The sequence below is a fragment of the Streptomyces sp. NPDC029122 genome, assembly GCF_055569445.1.
Genome location: NZ_JBVHWK010000002.1, coordinates 66,140 through 80,289, shown reverse-complemented (window position 1 = coordinate 80,289; position 14,150 = coordinate 66,140). Strand labels below are relative to the sequence as shown.

The 14,150-nt window shown below is 71.1% G+C and carries 8 protein-coding genes and 1 pseudogene; 6 read left to right on the top strand and 3 right to left on the bottom strand.

Annotated features, from left to right (window positions below):
• Window positions 1–144 precede the first annotated feature (144 nt).
• The 3 genes from ACZ4WZ_RS02770 to ACZ4WZ_RS02760 are packed head-to-tail and all read right to left on the bottom strand — an operon-like array spanning window position 145 to window position 3,246.
• Entirely contained in the window at window positions 145–975 is an 831-nt protein-coding gene (locus tag ACZ4WZ_RS02770; protein WP_467884339.1) for a carbohydrate ABC transporter permease, read from the bottom strand.
• Window positions 972–1,961, bottom strand: coding sequence for a carbohydrate ABC transporter permease (locus tag ACZ4WZ_RS02765; protein ID WP_467884337.1), 990 nt, complete (start codon window positions 1,959–1,961; stop codon window positions 972–974). Before ACZ4WZ_RS02765 ends, ACZ4WZ_RS02770 begins: the two co-directional genes overlap by 4 nt.
• On the bottom strand, window positions 1,954–3,246 hold the full coding sequence (locus tag ACZ4WZ_RS02760) for an extracellular solute-binding protein (protein ID WP_467884335.1): 1,293 nt from the start codon (window positions 3,244–3,246) through the stop codon (window positions 1,954–1,956). The genes ACZ4WZ_RS02765 and ACZ4WZ_RS02760 overlap by 8 nt, the downstream gene beginning before the upstream one ends.
• Window positions 3,247–3,499: 253 nt before the next feature.
• Between ACZ4WZ_RS02760 and ACZ4WZ_RS02755 the strand changes: the two genes are divergently transcribed.
• The 6 genes and pseudogenes from ACZ4WZ_RS02755 (at window position 3,500) to ACZ4WZ_RS02730 (ending at window position 14,018) form a co-directional block, all read left to right on the top strand.
• Window positions 3,500–4,513, top strand: a complete 1,014-nt coding sequence (locus tag ACZ4WZ_RS02755; protein WP_467884333.1) for a LacI family DNA-binding transcriptional regulator — start codon at window positions 3,500–3,502, stop codon at window positions 4,511–4,513.
• Between the two features lie 9 nt (window positions 4,514–4,522).
• Complete coding sequence (locus tag ACZ4WZ_RS02750) at window positions 4,523–6,742, top strand: glycoside hydrolase family 3 N-terminal domain-containing protein (protein WP_467884331.1); 2,220 nt, start codon at window positions 4,523–4,525, stop codon at window positions 6,740–6,742.
• A pseudogene (locus ACZ4WZ_RS02745) lies at window positions 6,739–7,875 on the top strand (glycoside hydrolase family 43 protein); the annotation flags it as partial. The gene ACZ4WZ_RS02750 and the pseudogene ACZ4WZ_RS02745, both read left to right, overlap by 4 nt.
• Window positions 7,876–8,391: 516 nt before the next feature.
• Complete coding sequence (locus ACZ4WZ_RS02740) at window positions 8,392–11,118, top strand: beta-L-arabinofuranosidase domain-containing protein (protein ID WP_467884942.1); 2,727 nt, start codon at window positions 8,392–8,394, stop codon at window positions 11,116–11,118.
• Between the two features lie 147 nt (window positions 11,119–11,265).
• Window positions 11,266–12,237 carry a glycoside hydrolase family 6 protein gene (locus tag ACZ4WZ_RS02735; protein ID WP_467884329.1) on the top strand — a complete coding sequence of 324 codons (972 nt, stop codon included), beginning with the start codon at window positions 11,266–11,268 and terminating at the stop codon, window positions 12,235–12,237.
• A 338-nt stretch (window positions 12,238–12,575) separates the two neighbouring features.
• The gene (locus ACZ4WZ_RS02730; RefSeq protein ID WP_467884327.1) at window positions 12,576–14,018 is read left to right on the top strand and encodes an endo-1,4-beta-xylanase; all 1,443 of its coding nucleotides are present in this window, start codon (window positions 12,576–12,578) and stop codon (window positions 14,016–14,018) included.
• The last annotated feature ends 132 nt before the right edge of the window (window positions 14,019–14,150 follow it).

The window sequence follows — 14,150 nt, the reverse complement described above, 5'->3', positions numbered from 1 at the left end:
TGGCGGGACAGGCGGCCGGCGGTCCGTGCGCCGTCGGGCACGACGATCCGGCGGCATGCTGTTAGCGCTAACAAAAATGGCGGCGCCAGTGCGGTGAGGCGTTTCACGATGTCTCCTCGGGAGGTGGGGGTCGCGCGGGACGGGTCAGCCCTTGGTGGCGCCCGCGGTGAGGCCGCCGATCAGCTGCCGCTCGGCGACGGCGTAGAACGCGAGGGCGGGGACCATGGCGAGCACGATGTAGGCGAGGACGAGCGCGTAGTCGGTCGCGTACTGGCCCTGGAACTGCTGGACTCCGACCGGGATCGTCTGCCATTTCGGGTCGTTGAACACCAGCAGTGGCAGGAAGAAGTTGTTCCAGCTCGCGACGATCGCCAGCACCGATACCGTGCCGAGCGCCGGACGTGCCATCGGCAGCAGGATCTTCCAGAAGAAGCGGAACTTGCCGCAGCCGTCCATGACGGCCGCCTCCTCGACCTCCGCCGGGACCGTCCGGAAGAAGCCGCGCAGAATGATGATCGTCATGGGGAGCCCGAAGGCCGCCTGCGGAAGGATCACTCCGAGCGGGTTGTCGAGCAGTTCGAAGGTGCGCAGCAGCAGGAACAACGGCAGCACGGCCACCGCGAACGGGAACATCAGCCCGATCGTGAACAGTGTGTAGAACAGCTCCCTGCCCCGGAAGGCGTAGCGGGCCAGCACGAACGCCGCCATCGCGGACGCCGCCACCGTGCAGCACGTCGTGCCGATCGCGATGCCCGCGCTGTTGGCGATCTGCCGCCAGAACATCCCGTCGCCGAGGATGCCGGTGTAGTTGGCGGTCTCCCAGTGCTCCGGAAGCCCGAACGGGTTGGTCGTCAGCTCGCGGGTGCTCTTGAACCCGGAGACCACCGCGTAGATCAGCGGCACGACGACGAACGCGCCGATCAGCCAGACCACGGCGTGCAGCGACAGGCCCCCTACCGTCCGGCGGGCGTTCATCGGCCGCCTCCCGAGGTGATGGCCCCGCTCAGGTCACGGCGGAGCACGTAGCGCTGGTAGAAGAGGGAGAAGACCAGACTGATCATGAACAGCACCACGCTGATCGCACTGGCGTAGCCGACCTGATAGCGCTTGAACCCGAACTGGAACATCGAGATGGCCATCGTCTCGGAGGAGTGGTTGGGCCCGCCCGCCGTCATGACCCAGACGAGGTCGAAGAGCTGGATGGCCCCGATGATCGAGAGGAAGACGCTGATCCGGACCGTCGGCCCGAGCAGCGGCAGCGTCACGTTCCGGAAGCGCCGCCAGGCGCCGGCGCCGTCGATGGAGGCGGCTTCGAGGATCTCGGCCGGAATGCTCTGCAGGCCGGCGAGGAAGAGCATCATGTGGAACCCGAAGTACTTCCAGGTCATGACCACGAACAGGGTCGGCATGACCGTCGAGGGGTCGGCGAGCCACGTGCCCCGCAGCCCCTCCAGGCCGAGGAGGCCGGCGAGGTGGTCGGCCATGCCGGCACCGGGAAGGAAGATCAGCGCGAAGAGGACCGCCGTGACCACCTCGGACAGGACGTACGGCGCGAAGAACAGCATCCGGTAGACGGCCCGGCCGCGCAGCCGCTGGTTGAGCAGGACCGCGGTGAACAGCGCGAAGGGCAACTGCACCGTGACCGACAGGACGATCAGGTACAGCCCGCGCCCCAGATCGCCGAGGAAGACCTGGTCGCCGAAGAGCTTGGCGTAGTTCTCGAAGCCGACGAAGTCGTCCATGGGGCCGGCCCCGCCCCACGTGAAGAAGCCGGTCCAGACGGCGACCGCGATCGGTGCGAGGACGAAGACGAGGAAGAGGACCAGAGCCGGGACGAGGAACCAGGCGACCGACGCCCAGCTGCCCAGTCCGCGCAGGAGCGACCGTGCCGGGGCGGGCGGGCGCACCGGCCCGGCGTCCCGCGTCCGCTCCTCGGTCAGGGTGGACACGGGGCTAGGCACCCTTCGCAGCCTCGGTGATCGACTTGGTGACCTGCGCGGGCGTCTTCTTGCCCGCCATGAGGTCGGCGACACTGTCGTTGACCTCCTGGCCCACCGCCGGCGGGTAGGCCTGGTCGAGGAAGAGCTGGAAGCCCGTCGCGTTCACCAGGCTGTCGGCCACCACCTTCCTGTTGGGCTCGGTGAGTTGGCTCTCCGCGCCCTTGACCACCGGCAGGTAGCCGTTGGAGGCCAGCAGTCTGGACTCGTTCTCCAGGACGAAGAACCTCAGGAAGTCCAGCGCCTCCTTCGGGGCGCCCTTGCGCAGCGCGAAACCGCTGCCACCGCCGAACACCTCGGTGACCTGGCCGATGCCGCCTTCGACCGTCGGGAAGGGGAAGAAGCCCAGGTCCGCTCCGAGGTCCGCGCCCGCGTCCTTCTGCACCGACGGCGCCCACTGCCCCATCAGCTCCATGGCGGCCTTGCCGTTGCCCATGGTCGCGGCCTGGCCGCCGGGGGTGGAGTAGCCGGCGCCGAGGAAACCCGTCTGGAACGGCTGGAGGTCGACCAGCTCCTTGAGGTGGGCGCCGGCCCGGACGAAGCCGGCGCCGGTGAAGTCCTTGGTGGTCGCCGCCTGCTGGAGGGCGGGGAGGCCCGCGACGCGCATCGCGAGGTAGGCCCAGTAGTAGTGGCCCGGCCATTTCTCCTTGCCCGCGAGGGCGATCGGAGTGACGCCCGCCGTCTTGAGCTTCCTGACGTCCTCGAGGAACTCGGCCCAGGTGGCCGGCGGAGCGGTGATCCCGGCCTGGGCGAAGAGCTTCTTGTTGTACCAGAAGCCGACCATGCCGATGTCGTACGGCACCCCGTAGGTCCGGCCCTCGAACTGGTAGGCCCGCAACGAGACCGGGGTGAGCTCGGACGACCAGCCGAACGCCTCGGTGAGGTCCTCGACCAGCCCCGCGTCGACCTGCTGCCGCAGAACGCCGCCGCCCCAGGTCTGGAAGACGTCGGGGAGCCTGCCCGATGAAGTGTTGGCCGTCAGCTTGGACTTGAAGGCCTCGTTCTCCAACGAGGTCGTCTTGATCGTGATGTTCGGGTGAGCGGCCGTGAACGCCGAGGAGATCTGCGGGAACAGGGACTTGCCCGGCTCCGTCGTGGCGATGTTCCACCACGCGAAGGACACCTTGCCGCCGGCCGCCGACCCCGGGCCGGAGCCCCCGCCGCCGCAGGCCGCGGTGAGCGGGACGGACAGAGCGGTCAGGCCGGAGAGCGCGAGGAAGGTTCGTCGACTCGGGGGTGTGCTGGCCATGGGACCTCCGGGGTGGGGAATGCCGGTTCGGTTCGCTCGGTACGGGTTCGCCGGTTCGAAAATCTTTCGTAACATTCTCGAATTGACGCTGCCACAAACTAGGAACGTGAAGGCCCACGGTCAAGCCTTCTCACTGAATTTCCCTCAGCAGCAAGCTTCTTGAGCCTTGACAACCCGGTCGCGCCGCCCGGAAACTCTTCGAAAGTTTGCGATACCTGTCGACGCCCCAAGGCGTCCGCGCGGAGGAGAGAAGTTGAGCGAGCAGCGCCCGACCCTGGCCGTCATCGCCGCCGAGGCGGGGGTCTCCCAGGCCACCGTCTCCAAGGTGGTCAACGGCCGCTCCGACGTCGCACCCGCGACGCGCGAACGTATCGAGAGCCTGCTGCGCTCACACAACTACCTCCATCCCGGCGCGCAGGCCAGGGCCCGCAGGTCCGGCCTGGTCGACCTGATCATCGGCGGCCTGGACAGCGCGTGGGCGGTGGAGATACTGCGCGGCGTCGAGGCCGAGTGCGCCCGGCGCGGCGTCGGCACCGTCGTATCGCTCGTCCCGCCGGGCGAGGCCACGCCTTCGAGCTGGGCCGCACTGCCGGTCCTGCACCACAGCGACGGCGTCATCCTCGTCACCGCCTCGGTCACCCAGGCCCAGCGCGCCCAGGTCGAACAGGCCGGGGTGGCGCTGGTCGTCATCGACCCGATCGACCTGCCGGGCAACGGTGTGCCGAGCATCGGCGCGACCAACTGGGCGGGCGGCCTCGCCGCCACCGAGCACCTGCTGGAGCTGGGGCACCGCCGGATCGCCGCGATCGGCGGGCGCAAGGAGATGCTCTGCAGCCAGGCCCGCATCGACGGGTACCGCGCCGCGCTGGAGCGGGCCGGGATCGAGGTCGACCGCGACCTGATCCGGTTCGGCGACTTCCAGCACGAGGGCGGGTTCCGGCGCGCCCGGGAACTGCTCGCCCTCCCCGAACCGCCGACCGCCGTCTTCGCCGGGAGCGACCAGCAGGCGATGGGCGTCTACGAAGCCGCCCGGCAGGCCGGGCTGAGCGTCCCGCGGGACCTCAGCGTGGTCGGCTTCGACGACCTGCCGATGTGCGAATGGCTGTCACCGCCGCTGACGACGGTGCGCCAGCCACTGGAGGAGATGGGCCGGCTCGCCGCCCGCAGCCTTTTCCAGCTCCTGGACGGCCAGCCCCTGGTCAGCCCCCGGATGGAGCTTTCGACCGAACTCAAGGTCCGGCTCTCCACCGCCCCGCCCCGTCCCTAGGAGAACTCCTTGACCGAGCCCTGGCGTGACCCCCTCCTGCCCGTGCCCGTACGCGTCGCCGATCTGCTGCAGCGGATGACGCTGGAGGAGAAGGCGGGTCAGCTCGCCGGCTTCTGGGCGCTGCCCTCGGATCCGGGCGCACCGGTCGCCCCGATGGAGGACGACTCCGGCGAGTCCGCGCCCGGCCTCGACGACATCGTCGCCCACGGCCTCGGCCAGCTCACCCGGGTGTACGGCACCGCGCCGATCACCGCGGAAGCCGGGATGGAGCGGCTCGCCTCGCTCCAGCGGCAGGTGACCGGAGCCGGCCGGTTCGGGATACCGGCGATCGCCCACGAAGAGTGCCTGACCGGGTTCATGACGTTCGGAGCGACGGTCTTCCCCGGGCCACTGGCCTGGGGCGCCTCCTTCGACCCCGGGCTCGTGCGCCGGATGGCCGCCGCCATCGGCGCGGGAATGCGGCGGGTCGGCGTCCATCAGGGGCTGGCTCCGGTGCTCGACGTGGTCCGCGACTACCGGTGGGGCAGGACCGAGGAGTGCATCGGCGAGGACCCCTACCTCGTCGGAGCGATCGGCACCGCCTACGTGCAGGGGCTGGAGGGCGCCGGGATCGTGGCGACCCTCAAGCACTTCGCCGGGTACTCGGCCTCGCGCGGCGGCCGGAACATGGCCCCCGTCGCCTCGGGACCGCGCGAGTTCGCCGACGTACTGGTCGAGCCCTTCGTACGGGCACTGCGCGAGGGGGGCGCCCGGTCGGTGATGAACAGTTACACCGACGTGGACGGCGTCCCGGTGGCCGCCGACCAGGGGCTGCTGACCGAACTGCTCAGGGGCGAGCTCGGGTTCGGCGGTGTGGTCGTCGCCGACTACTACGCCGTCTCCTTCCTGGAGACCCGGCACGGTGTCAGCGGATCGCGGGGCGCGGCCGGCGCGCTGGCGCTGACCGCCGGGATCGACGTCGAACTGCCCACGGCCCGGTGCTACGGCGAGCCGCTCACCGAACTCGTACGGGCGGGAAGAGTGCCCGAGGAGCTCGTCGACCGGGCCGCGGAACGGGTCCTGCTCCAGAAGGCCGGGCTCGGCCTGCTCGACCCCGACTGGGAACCCGTCACACCCGAGCCGGTCGACCTCGACCCGCCGGAGAACCGGGCACTGGCCAGGCTCCTGGCCGAACGGTCCACCGTACTGCTCGCCAACGACGGCATCCTGCCGCTGCGGCCGTGCCGGGTCGCGATCAGCGGGCCCTACGCCGACGACCCCCAGTCCTTCCTCGGCTGCTACTCCTTCCCCAACCACGTCGCGCTGCCCGGGGACCTCGGGCTGGAGATCCCGACGCTCGGCGAGGCGCTCACCGCCGCCGGGTTCACGGTCACCGCGGACGATCCGGACGTGAACCTGCTCGTGCTCGGGGACCGGGCGGGCATGTTCGGCCGGGGCACCTCCGGCGAGGGCTGCGACGCCGAGACCCTCGGCCTGCCCGGCGATCAGGCCGCACTCGCCTCCGCCGTCCTGGATTCGGAGGTGCCGGCCGTCCTGGTCCTCGTCTCCGGACGGCCCTACGCGCTCGGCACGCTGGCCGAGCGCGCATCGGCCGTGGTGCAGGCCTTCTTCCCCGGCGAGGAGGGCGGGACGGCGCTGGCCGGGATCCTCAGCGGCGCCGCGGAACCGTCCGGGCGGCTGCCCGTCTCCATCCCCCGCCAGGTCGGCGGCCAGCCCGGCACCTACCTGCACGCCAGGCTCGGCGGGCGCACGGACTGGAGCTCGGTGGACCCGACCCCGCTGTTCCCGTTCGGGCACGGGCTGAGCTGGACCAGCTTCACCTGCTCGGAGCTCTCCGTGGATCCCGTCGCCGCGACGGACGGGGCCGTCGCCGTTTCGGTCACCGTGCGCAACGTCGGCGAGGTGGCCGGGACCGAAGTGGTCCAGCTGTACCTCTCCGACCCCGTGGCGTCCGTCGTCCGGCCGCGGCGGTGGCTCGCCGGCTTCGCCCGGGTCGAGCTGCGGCCGGGCGCGGCCGCCCGGGTCACCTTCTCGGTCCATGCCGACCGGACCTCCTTCACCGGGCTCGACCTGCGCAGACGGGTGGAGCCCGGGGAGATCGGCGTGGCCGTCGGACGGTCCAGCGGCGATCTTCCGCTCCAGGGCTCCTTCACTCTGGAAGGCCCCGTACGCCACCCGGCGGCCGACCGGGTGCTGTCCGTGCCGGTCGAGATCGTCCCGGTGCCGTGACCGGCTTCTCCGGCGATCCCGTGCTGCCCGGGTTCCGGCCCGACCCGTCCGTCTGCCGGGCGGGGGCGGACTACTACCTGGTGACGTCCAGCTTCGAATGGTTCCCGGGCCTACCCGTGTTCCACAGCCGCGACCTCGTGAACTGGCGGCGCGTCGGCTCCGCGCTGGACCGGGCGTCCCAGCTCGACCTCGACGGGTGCGAGCCCTCTCGGGGCCTGTTCGCACCGACGATCCGGCACCATGACGGGGTCTTCCACCTCGTCTGCACGCTGATGGACGGCCCCGGCCATTTCGTCGTCACGGCGACCGACCCGGCGGGGCCGTGGTCGGAGCCCCACTGGCTGGACGGTGAGGGCTTCGATCCGTCGCTCTTCTTCGACGACGGGCCGGACGACGGGGACGGCGACGGGGACGGCGACGGGCACGGCCGGCGCCGGGGCCGGGCCTGGTTCACGGCCGCACGGGTCGTGGACGAAGCCGCGGGCCGCACCGAGATCTGGATGCGCGAGTACCTCCCGCACGAACGACGGCTGACGGGACCGGAGCACGTCCTGTGGTCGGGGAGCCGCCCCGGCGCCCGGTGGTCGGAAGCCCCGCACCTCTACAAGACCGGCGGCAGCTACCTCCTGGTCACCGCCGAGGGCGGCACCGATGTGGACCACAGCGTGGTGGCCGCCCGCGCCCTCCGGGTGACCGGCCCCTACGAGGGCGCCCCCGGCAACCCGGTGCTCCCGCCCGCCACGGGTGCGGTCACCTGCACCGGGCACGCCGACCTCGTCCGGACCCCGGACGGCGACTGGCGGGCCGTCCTCCTGGGCGTCCGCCCCGGCTCCGCCCTCGGCCGCGAGACCTTCCTCAGCCGGATCACCTGGGACGCGGGCTGGCCGGTCTTCTCCCCCGTCGTCCACACCGGCCCCCGCCGTCCCGTCCACGACGACTTCACCACGCTCTCCCCTGACTGGAGCTGCCTGCGCACACCGCCGGAGCGGTTCTGGACCACCGGCGACGGACTCCGCCTCCAGCTGCGCCCCGAGCGCCTCGGCGAACGCACCACCCCGTCGCTCCTGGCCCGCCCCCAGGAACAGCCCGACTGCGACGTCTCCACCGAACTGCGCTTCGCCCCCACCACACCGGGCGAAGAGGCGGGCCTCGCCGTCGTGGTGGACGACGACGCCCATCTCCTCTTCCTCCGCACCGCGGCAGGGCTCAGCCTCCGCCGCGGGGCCGAGGTCCTGGCCGAGGTTCCCGTCCCCCGGGCCCCCTCCGCCTGGGGATCCGCATCCGCGGCTTCAGCCACACCTTCGCCCACGCGGCACCCGACGGAACCTGGCAGGACCTCACCACCGTCGAAGCCGCCTTCCTCATCCCGCTGTTCACCAGCGTCCAGCTCGGGCTCTACGCCACTTCCAACGGCCGTCCCTCCACCAACCGGGCCCACTTCACGGGGTTCGACATCACGTATCCGAGCCCACAGGAACCGCCGGGCAGGCCCTGACGCCGTCGATGCCGTAGCAGGTATTGACACCCCAATTGTGAGCGTTAACACTCGTGCGCAGCGGGCGGCCTCCGCACCGGACCCACCGTCGCCGGCCGAAGCCCGACCGCCCTCGTGCGCGGCACCCCCACTCTCACGGACCATGGAGTTCGCCATGCCGGTTCCGCCCTTCAGCCGCCGCGCCATGATCAAGACCACCGGGGCCGCGGCCGCGGCCACGGCTGCCGGCCCCGTACTGAACACCGTGTCCGCCGCGGCCGACACGGCCCTGGCGGGATCCGGCGCGGCGGTATCGGTGCTCCCCTTCGACCTGGGTCAGGTCCGGCTCACCAGCAGCCGCTGGCTCGACAACCAGGACCGTACCCTGGCCTACCTCCGCTTCGTCGACGTCGACCGCCTGCTGTACAACTTCCGCGCCAACCACCGGCTCTCCACCAACGCCGCGGCCCCGCCGGGAGGCTGGGACGATCCGGCGTTCCCCTTCCGCACCCATGTGCAGGGCCACTTCCTGACGGCGTGGGCCCAGGCCTACGCCGCCCTGGGGGACGTAACCTGCCGCGACCAGGCCGACCGCATGGTGGCCGGACTCGCCCGGTGCCAGGCCAACAATTCCGCCGCGGGCTTCTCCGCCGGCTACCTCTCGGGCTTCCCCGAGTCCGACTTCACCAGCCTCGAAGCGGGCACACTGAAGAACGGCAACGTCCCCTACTACTGCCTCCACAAGACCATGGCCGGTCTGCTCGACGTGTGGCGCCTCATGGGCAGCACACAGGCCCGCGACGTGCTCCTCGCGCTCGCCGGCTGGGTCGACCGCCGCACCGCCGCGCTCAGCCCCAGCCGGATGCAGTCGGTGCTGGGCGTCGAGTTCGGCGGCATGAACGAGGTACTGGCCGACCTCTGCCTGCGGACCGGCGACGCACGCTGGCTGGCCACAGCCCAGCGGTTCGACCACGCGGCGGCCTTCGACCCCCTCGCCGCGAACCAGGACCGGCTGAGCGGTCTGCACGCCAATACGCAGGTGCCCAAGTGGACAGGAGCCGTCCGGGAGTACAGGGCGACCGGGGCGACGCGCTACCGCGACATCGCCGCCAACGCCTGGACGATCTGCACCACCGCGCACACCTACGCCATCGGCGGGAACAGCCAGGCGGAACACTTCCGGGCCCCGGACGCCATCTCCGGCTTCCTCGTCCCCGACACCTGCGAACTCTGCAACTCCTACAACATGCTCAAGCTGACCCGGGAACTGTGGCAGCTGGACCCCGGCAGGGCGTCGTACTTCGACTTCTACGAGAAGGCGCTGCTCAACCATGTCATCGGCGCCCAGAACCCGGCCGACCCGCACGGGCACGTCACCTACTTCACCCCCCTCAACCCGGGCGGCCGCCGCGGCGTCGGCCCGGCGTGGGGCGGCGGCACCTGGAGCACCGACTACGGCACGTTCTGGTGCTGCCAGGGAACGGGTGTGGAGTCCAACACCAAGCTGATGGACTCGATCTACTTCCACGAGGGCACAACCCTCACGGTGAACCTGTTCCTCCCCTCCGTCCTGACCTGGACCCAGCGGGGCATCACGGTCACCCAGAGCACCTCCTACCCGGCCGGCGACACCACGACCCTCAAGGTCACCGGCGGCGCCGGCGGGTCCTGGTCGATGCGCGTCCGCATCCCCGCCTGGGCCTCGGGCGCCACCGTCAGCGTCAACGGCGTCGCCCAGAGCGTCGCGGCCGCCCCGGGCACCTACGCCACGCTCACCCGGACCTGGGCCCCGGGGGACACCGTCACCGTGAAGCTCCCCATGCGCGTGGCCCTCCAGCCGGCCAACGACAACCCCGGTGTCGCGGCGATCGCCTACGGCCCCGTCGTCCTCGCCGGCGACTACGGCAGCACCAGGCTGTCCTCCCTCCCGGCCCTGGACCCCTCGTCGATCACCCGGACCAGCAGCACCGCCCTCGCCTTCACGGCCACCGCCAACGGAACGAGGGTCGGCCTCGGCCCGTTCCACGACGCCCAGGGCTTCAACTACACCGTCTACTGGCGGACCGACGGCCCCGGCGGCTTCCGGCTCGTCAACGCCACCGGCGGTCTCGTCCTCGGCATCCGGGACATGTCCACCGCCGACGGGGCACCCGCCCTGCAGTGGACCGACTCCGGCACCGCCGACCACAACTGGATCCTCCTCGTCGACGGCGGCGCGCTGCGGCTGCGCAACCTCCACAGCGGCAAGGTCCTCGGCGTGCAGGGCATGTCGGGCGCCGACGACGCCCCGGTCATCCAGTGGTCCGACAACGGCACCGCCGACCACCGGTGGACCGTCATCGACACCGGCGACGGCTACCACAAGCTCCGGAACGTCCACACCGGCAAGCTGCTCGGCATCGCCGACGGCTCCACCGCCAACGGCGCCGCGGCCGTACAGGTACCGGACACCGGCGCCCCCGCCGGCCAGTGGCAGTTCGTCCCCGACGGTGCCAGACGCATCCGGAACGCCGCCAGCGGACTCGTCCTCGGCATCCGGGACATGTCCACCGCGGACGGCGGCCTCGCCGTCCAGTGGGACGACAGCGGCACCGCCGACCACCTCTGGACGGCCGTCGCCGACACCGGCGGCCACGTGCGCCTGCGCAACTCCCACAGCGGCAAGGTCCTCGCCGTGGAGAACGGCGGCACCGCCAACGGCACCCGGATCGTCCAGTGGGCGGACGACGGCGCCCCCGGCCACCGGTGGCGCCTGCGCCACGGCGGCGGCGACACCTTCAGGATCGAGTGCGCCGGCAGCGGCCGCGTCCTCGGCGTCTCCGGCGCCTCCACCGCCCGGGGAGCCCAGGCCGTCCTCTGGGACGACAGCGGCACGGCCGACCACCTGTGGCGCTTCGTCTGAGCCGGCCCGGGGTCCCCGATCGCCGCAGGCGCCCGCGGCGACGGGAGAACGCGTGTTGGCCGGCAGCAGGATCAGTTCCCGTTCGGTCCGTCCCCCTGTCAAAACTGGAAGCGCTTCCGCTTCCCCACCCCCACCGGAGGAAGACCCATGCGCACGTCCGTCCGAGCCGCGTCCGCCCTGCTGGCCGGTGCGCTCACCGCCGCTCTCGCCCTGCTCAACGCGGGCCCGGCATACGCCGCCGACCCGACCACCATGACCAGCGGCTTCTACACCGACCCCGACAACTCCGCCCTGCGCTGGACCAACGCGAACCCCGGCGACGGGCGGGCGGCGGCGATCCGGACCTCCATCGCCAACACCCCGGCAGCCCGCTGGTTCGGCAACTGGAGCGGCGACATCGCCACCGCCGTCGGCGCCTACGCCGGCCGCGCGGACTCCTCCGACAAACTGCCGGTCCTGGTCGCGTACAACATCCCCCACCGCGACATCTGCGCCGGCCACTCCGGCGGCGGTGCCGGCAGCCGCGCCGCGTACGACGCCTGGATCGCCGCCTTCGCCGGCGGCATCGGCAGCCGCCCGGCCGTCGTGGTCCTCGAACCCGACGCGCTCGGCCACGAGAGCTGCATGACCCCCGCTCAGATCGCCGAGCGCAACGCCATGCTGAAGAACGCGATCGCCCAGTTCCGCGCCAAGGCACCGAACACCTGGGTCTACCTCGACGCGGGGAACCCCGGCTGGGTCGACGCCTCGACCATGGCGCGGCAGCTCGCCGCCGCCGGGATCGGCGGGGCGCGCGGCTTCGCGCTGAACGTCTCCAACTACTTCACCACCGACCAGAACACCTCCTACGGCAACGCGGTCAACTCCGCCCTGCGCGCCTACGGCCACACCAAGCCGTTCGTCGTCGACACCAGCCGCAACGGCAACGGCTCCGACGGCCAGTGGTGCAACCCCGCCGGCCGCCGGATCGGTACGCCCACCCAGCGCGGTGGCGGTGCCGAGATGCTGCTGTGGATCAAGATCCCGGGCGAGTCCGACGGCAACTGCGGCGCCGGGGCCGGCTCCACGGCCGGACAGTTCCTGCCGGAGGTCGCCTACAAGATGGTCTACGGCTACTGACCACCGTTCTGATGTGACCCGGGCTTTCAGCCGCAGCCCCGGTCGAGCGATCCTCATCGAAATGCTTTCGATGAGGATCGTTCCATGAAAAGCGGGAATTGAACTATTCGGAGGGACCCGGATTCTCGAAACAATTACGAAACTCTTGACATGTTTCGGCGGTGTTTCCAGACTGAGGCCGAGGCGATATCCCCCGTCTGCGTCCGGGTGCCGGGTGCCGGCCTCGGATATTTCACGCCGGTGAGCGTCCTCTGTCAATGGACGCGGGCGTCGTTCACGCGGATTCACTCTGCCGCACTCCCATCCTTCCGTGGAATTTCTCTCCTGGAGGCTCTTTCATGGGCTCGAATGCCATTCCCCCGTCCACCGTCCGCCGGAAGGCCGGCGTTCTCCGTACGGCGCTGGTCGCCGGCGTCCTCGGTTCGGCCGCCCTGCTGGTGGCTCCGCTGACCTCACACGCCGCCGAGAGCACGCTCGGTGCCGCGGCGGCGCAGAGCGGCCGCTACTTCGGCACCGCCGTCGCCTCGGGCAGGCTGGGCGACCCGGCGTACACCTCGATCGCGGCCCGCGAGTTCACCATGGTGACGCCCGAGAACGAGATGAAGATCGACGCCACCGAACCCCAGCAGGGCCGCTTCGACTTCGCCGCGGGCGACCGCGTCTACAACTGGGCGGTGCGGAACGGCAAGCAGGTACGCGGCCACACCCTGGCCTGGCACTCGCAGCAGCCCGGCTGGATGCAGAACCTGAGCGGCAGCACGCTGCGCCAGGCGATGACCCACCACATCAACGGCGTGATGGCCCACTACAAGGGCAAGATCGCCCAGTGGGACGTCGTGAACGAGGCCTTCGACGACGGCGGTTCCGGCGCCCGGCGCGACTCCAACCTGCAGCGCACCGGCAACGACTGGATCGAGGTCGCCTTCCGCACCGCCCGCGCCGCCGACCCGGCCGCCAAGCTCTGCTACAACGACTACAACGTCGAGAACTGGACCTGGGCCAAGACGCAGGCCGTGTACGCCATGGTCCGGGACTTCAAGCAGCGCGGCGTCCCGATCGACTGCGTCGGCTTCCAGGCCCACTTCAACAACGACAGCCCGTACAACAGCAACTTCCGCACCACCCTGCAGAGCTTCGCCGCGCTCGGCGTGGACGTGGCCGTCACCGAACTCGACATCCAGGGCGCCTCGGCCACGACCTACGCCAACGTGACCAAGGACTGCCTGGCCGTTCCGCGCTGCCTCGGCATCACCGTCTGGGGTGTGCGCGACACCGACTCCTGGCGGTCGGAGCAAACGCCGCTGCTGTTCGACGGCAACGGCAACAAGAAGCCCGCCCACACCTCCGTGCTGAACGCGCTCAACGCCGGCTCCTCCACCCCCACTCCGACCCCCACGCCCGGTACCGGACAGGTCAAGGGCATCGGTTCGGGCCGCTGCCTGGACGTCCCCGGTGCCAGTACCACCGACGGCACCCAGCTCAACCTGTGGGACTGCAACAACCGCGCCAACCAGCAGTGGTCGTACACCGCCGGGGGCGAGCTCAGGGTCTACGGCGACAAGTGCCTGGACGCCGCCGGCACCGGCAACGGCACCAAGGTCCAGATCTACACCTGCTGGGGCGGCGACAACCAGAAGTGGCGCCTCAACTCCGACGGATCCGTCGTCGGAGTCCAGTCCGGCCTCTGCCTGGACGCCGCCGGCAACGGCACCGCCAACGGCACCCTGATCCAGCTCTACTCCTGCTCGGGCGGCAGCAACCAGCGCTGGACGCGCACCTGACGACCCGCCACGGAGCACGGCCCGGGGGGGCCGGGGGGGGGGGGGGGGGGGGGGGGGGGGGGGGGGGGGGGGGGGGGGGGGGAGGGGGGGACTCTTCTCTGGGAGGGGATTCAGGGGGCGTGGTGTTGCCGA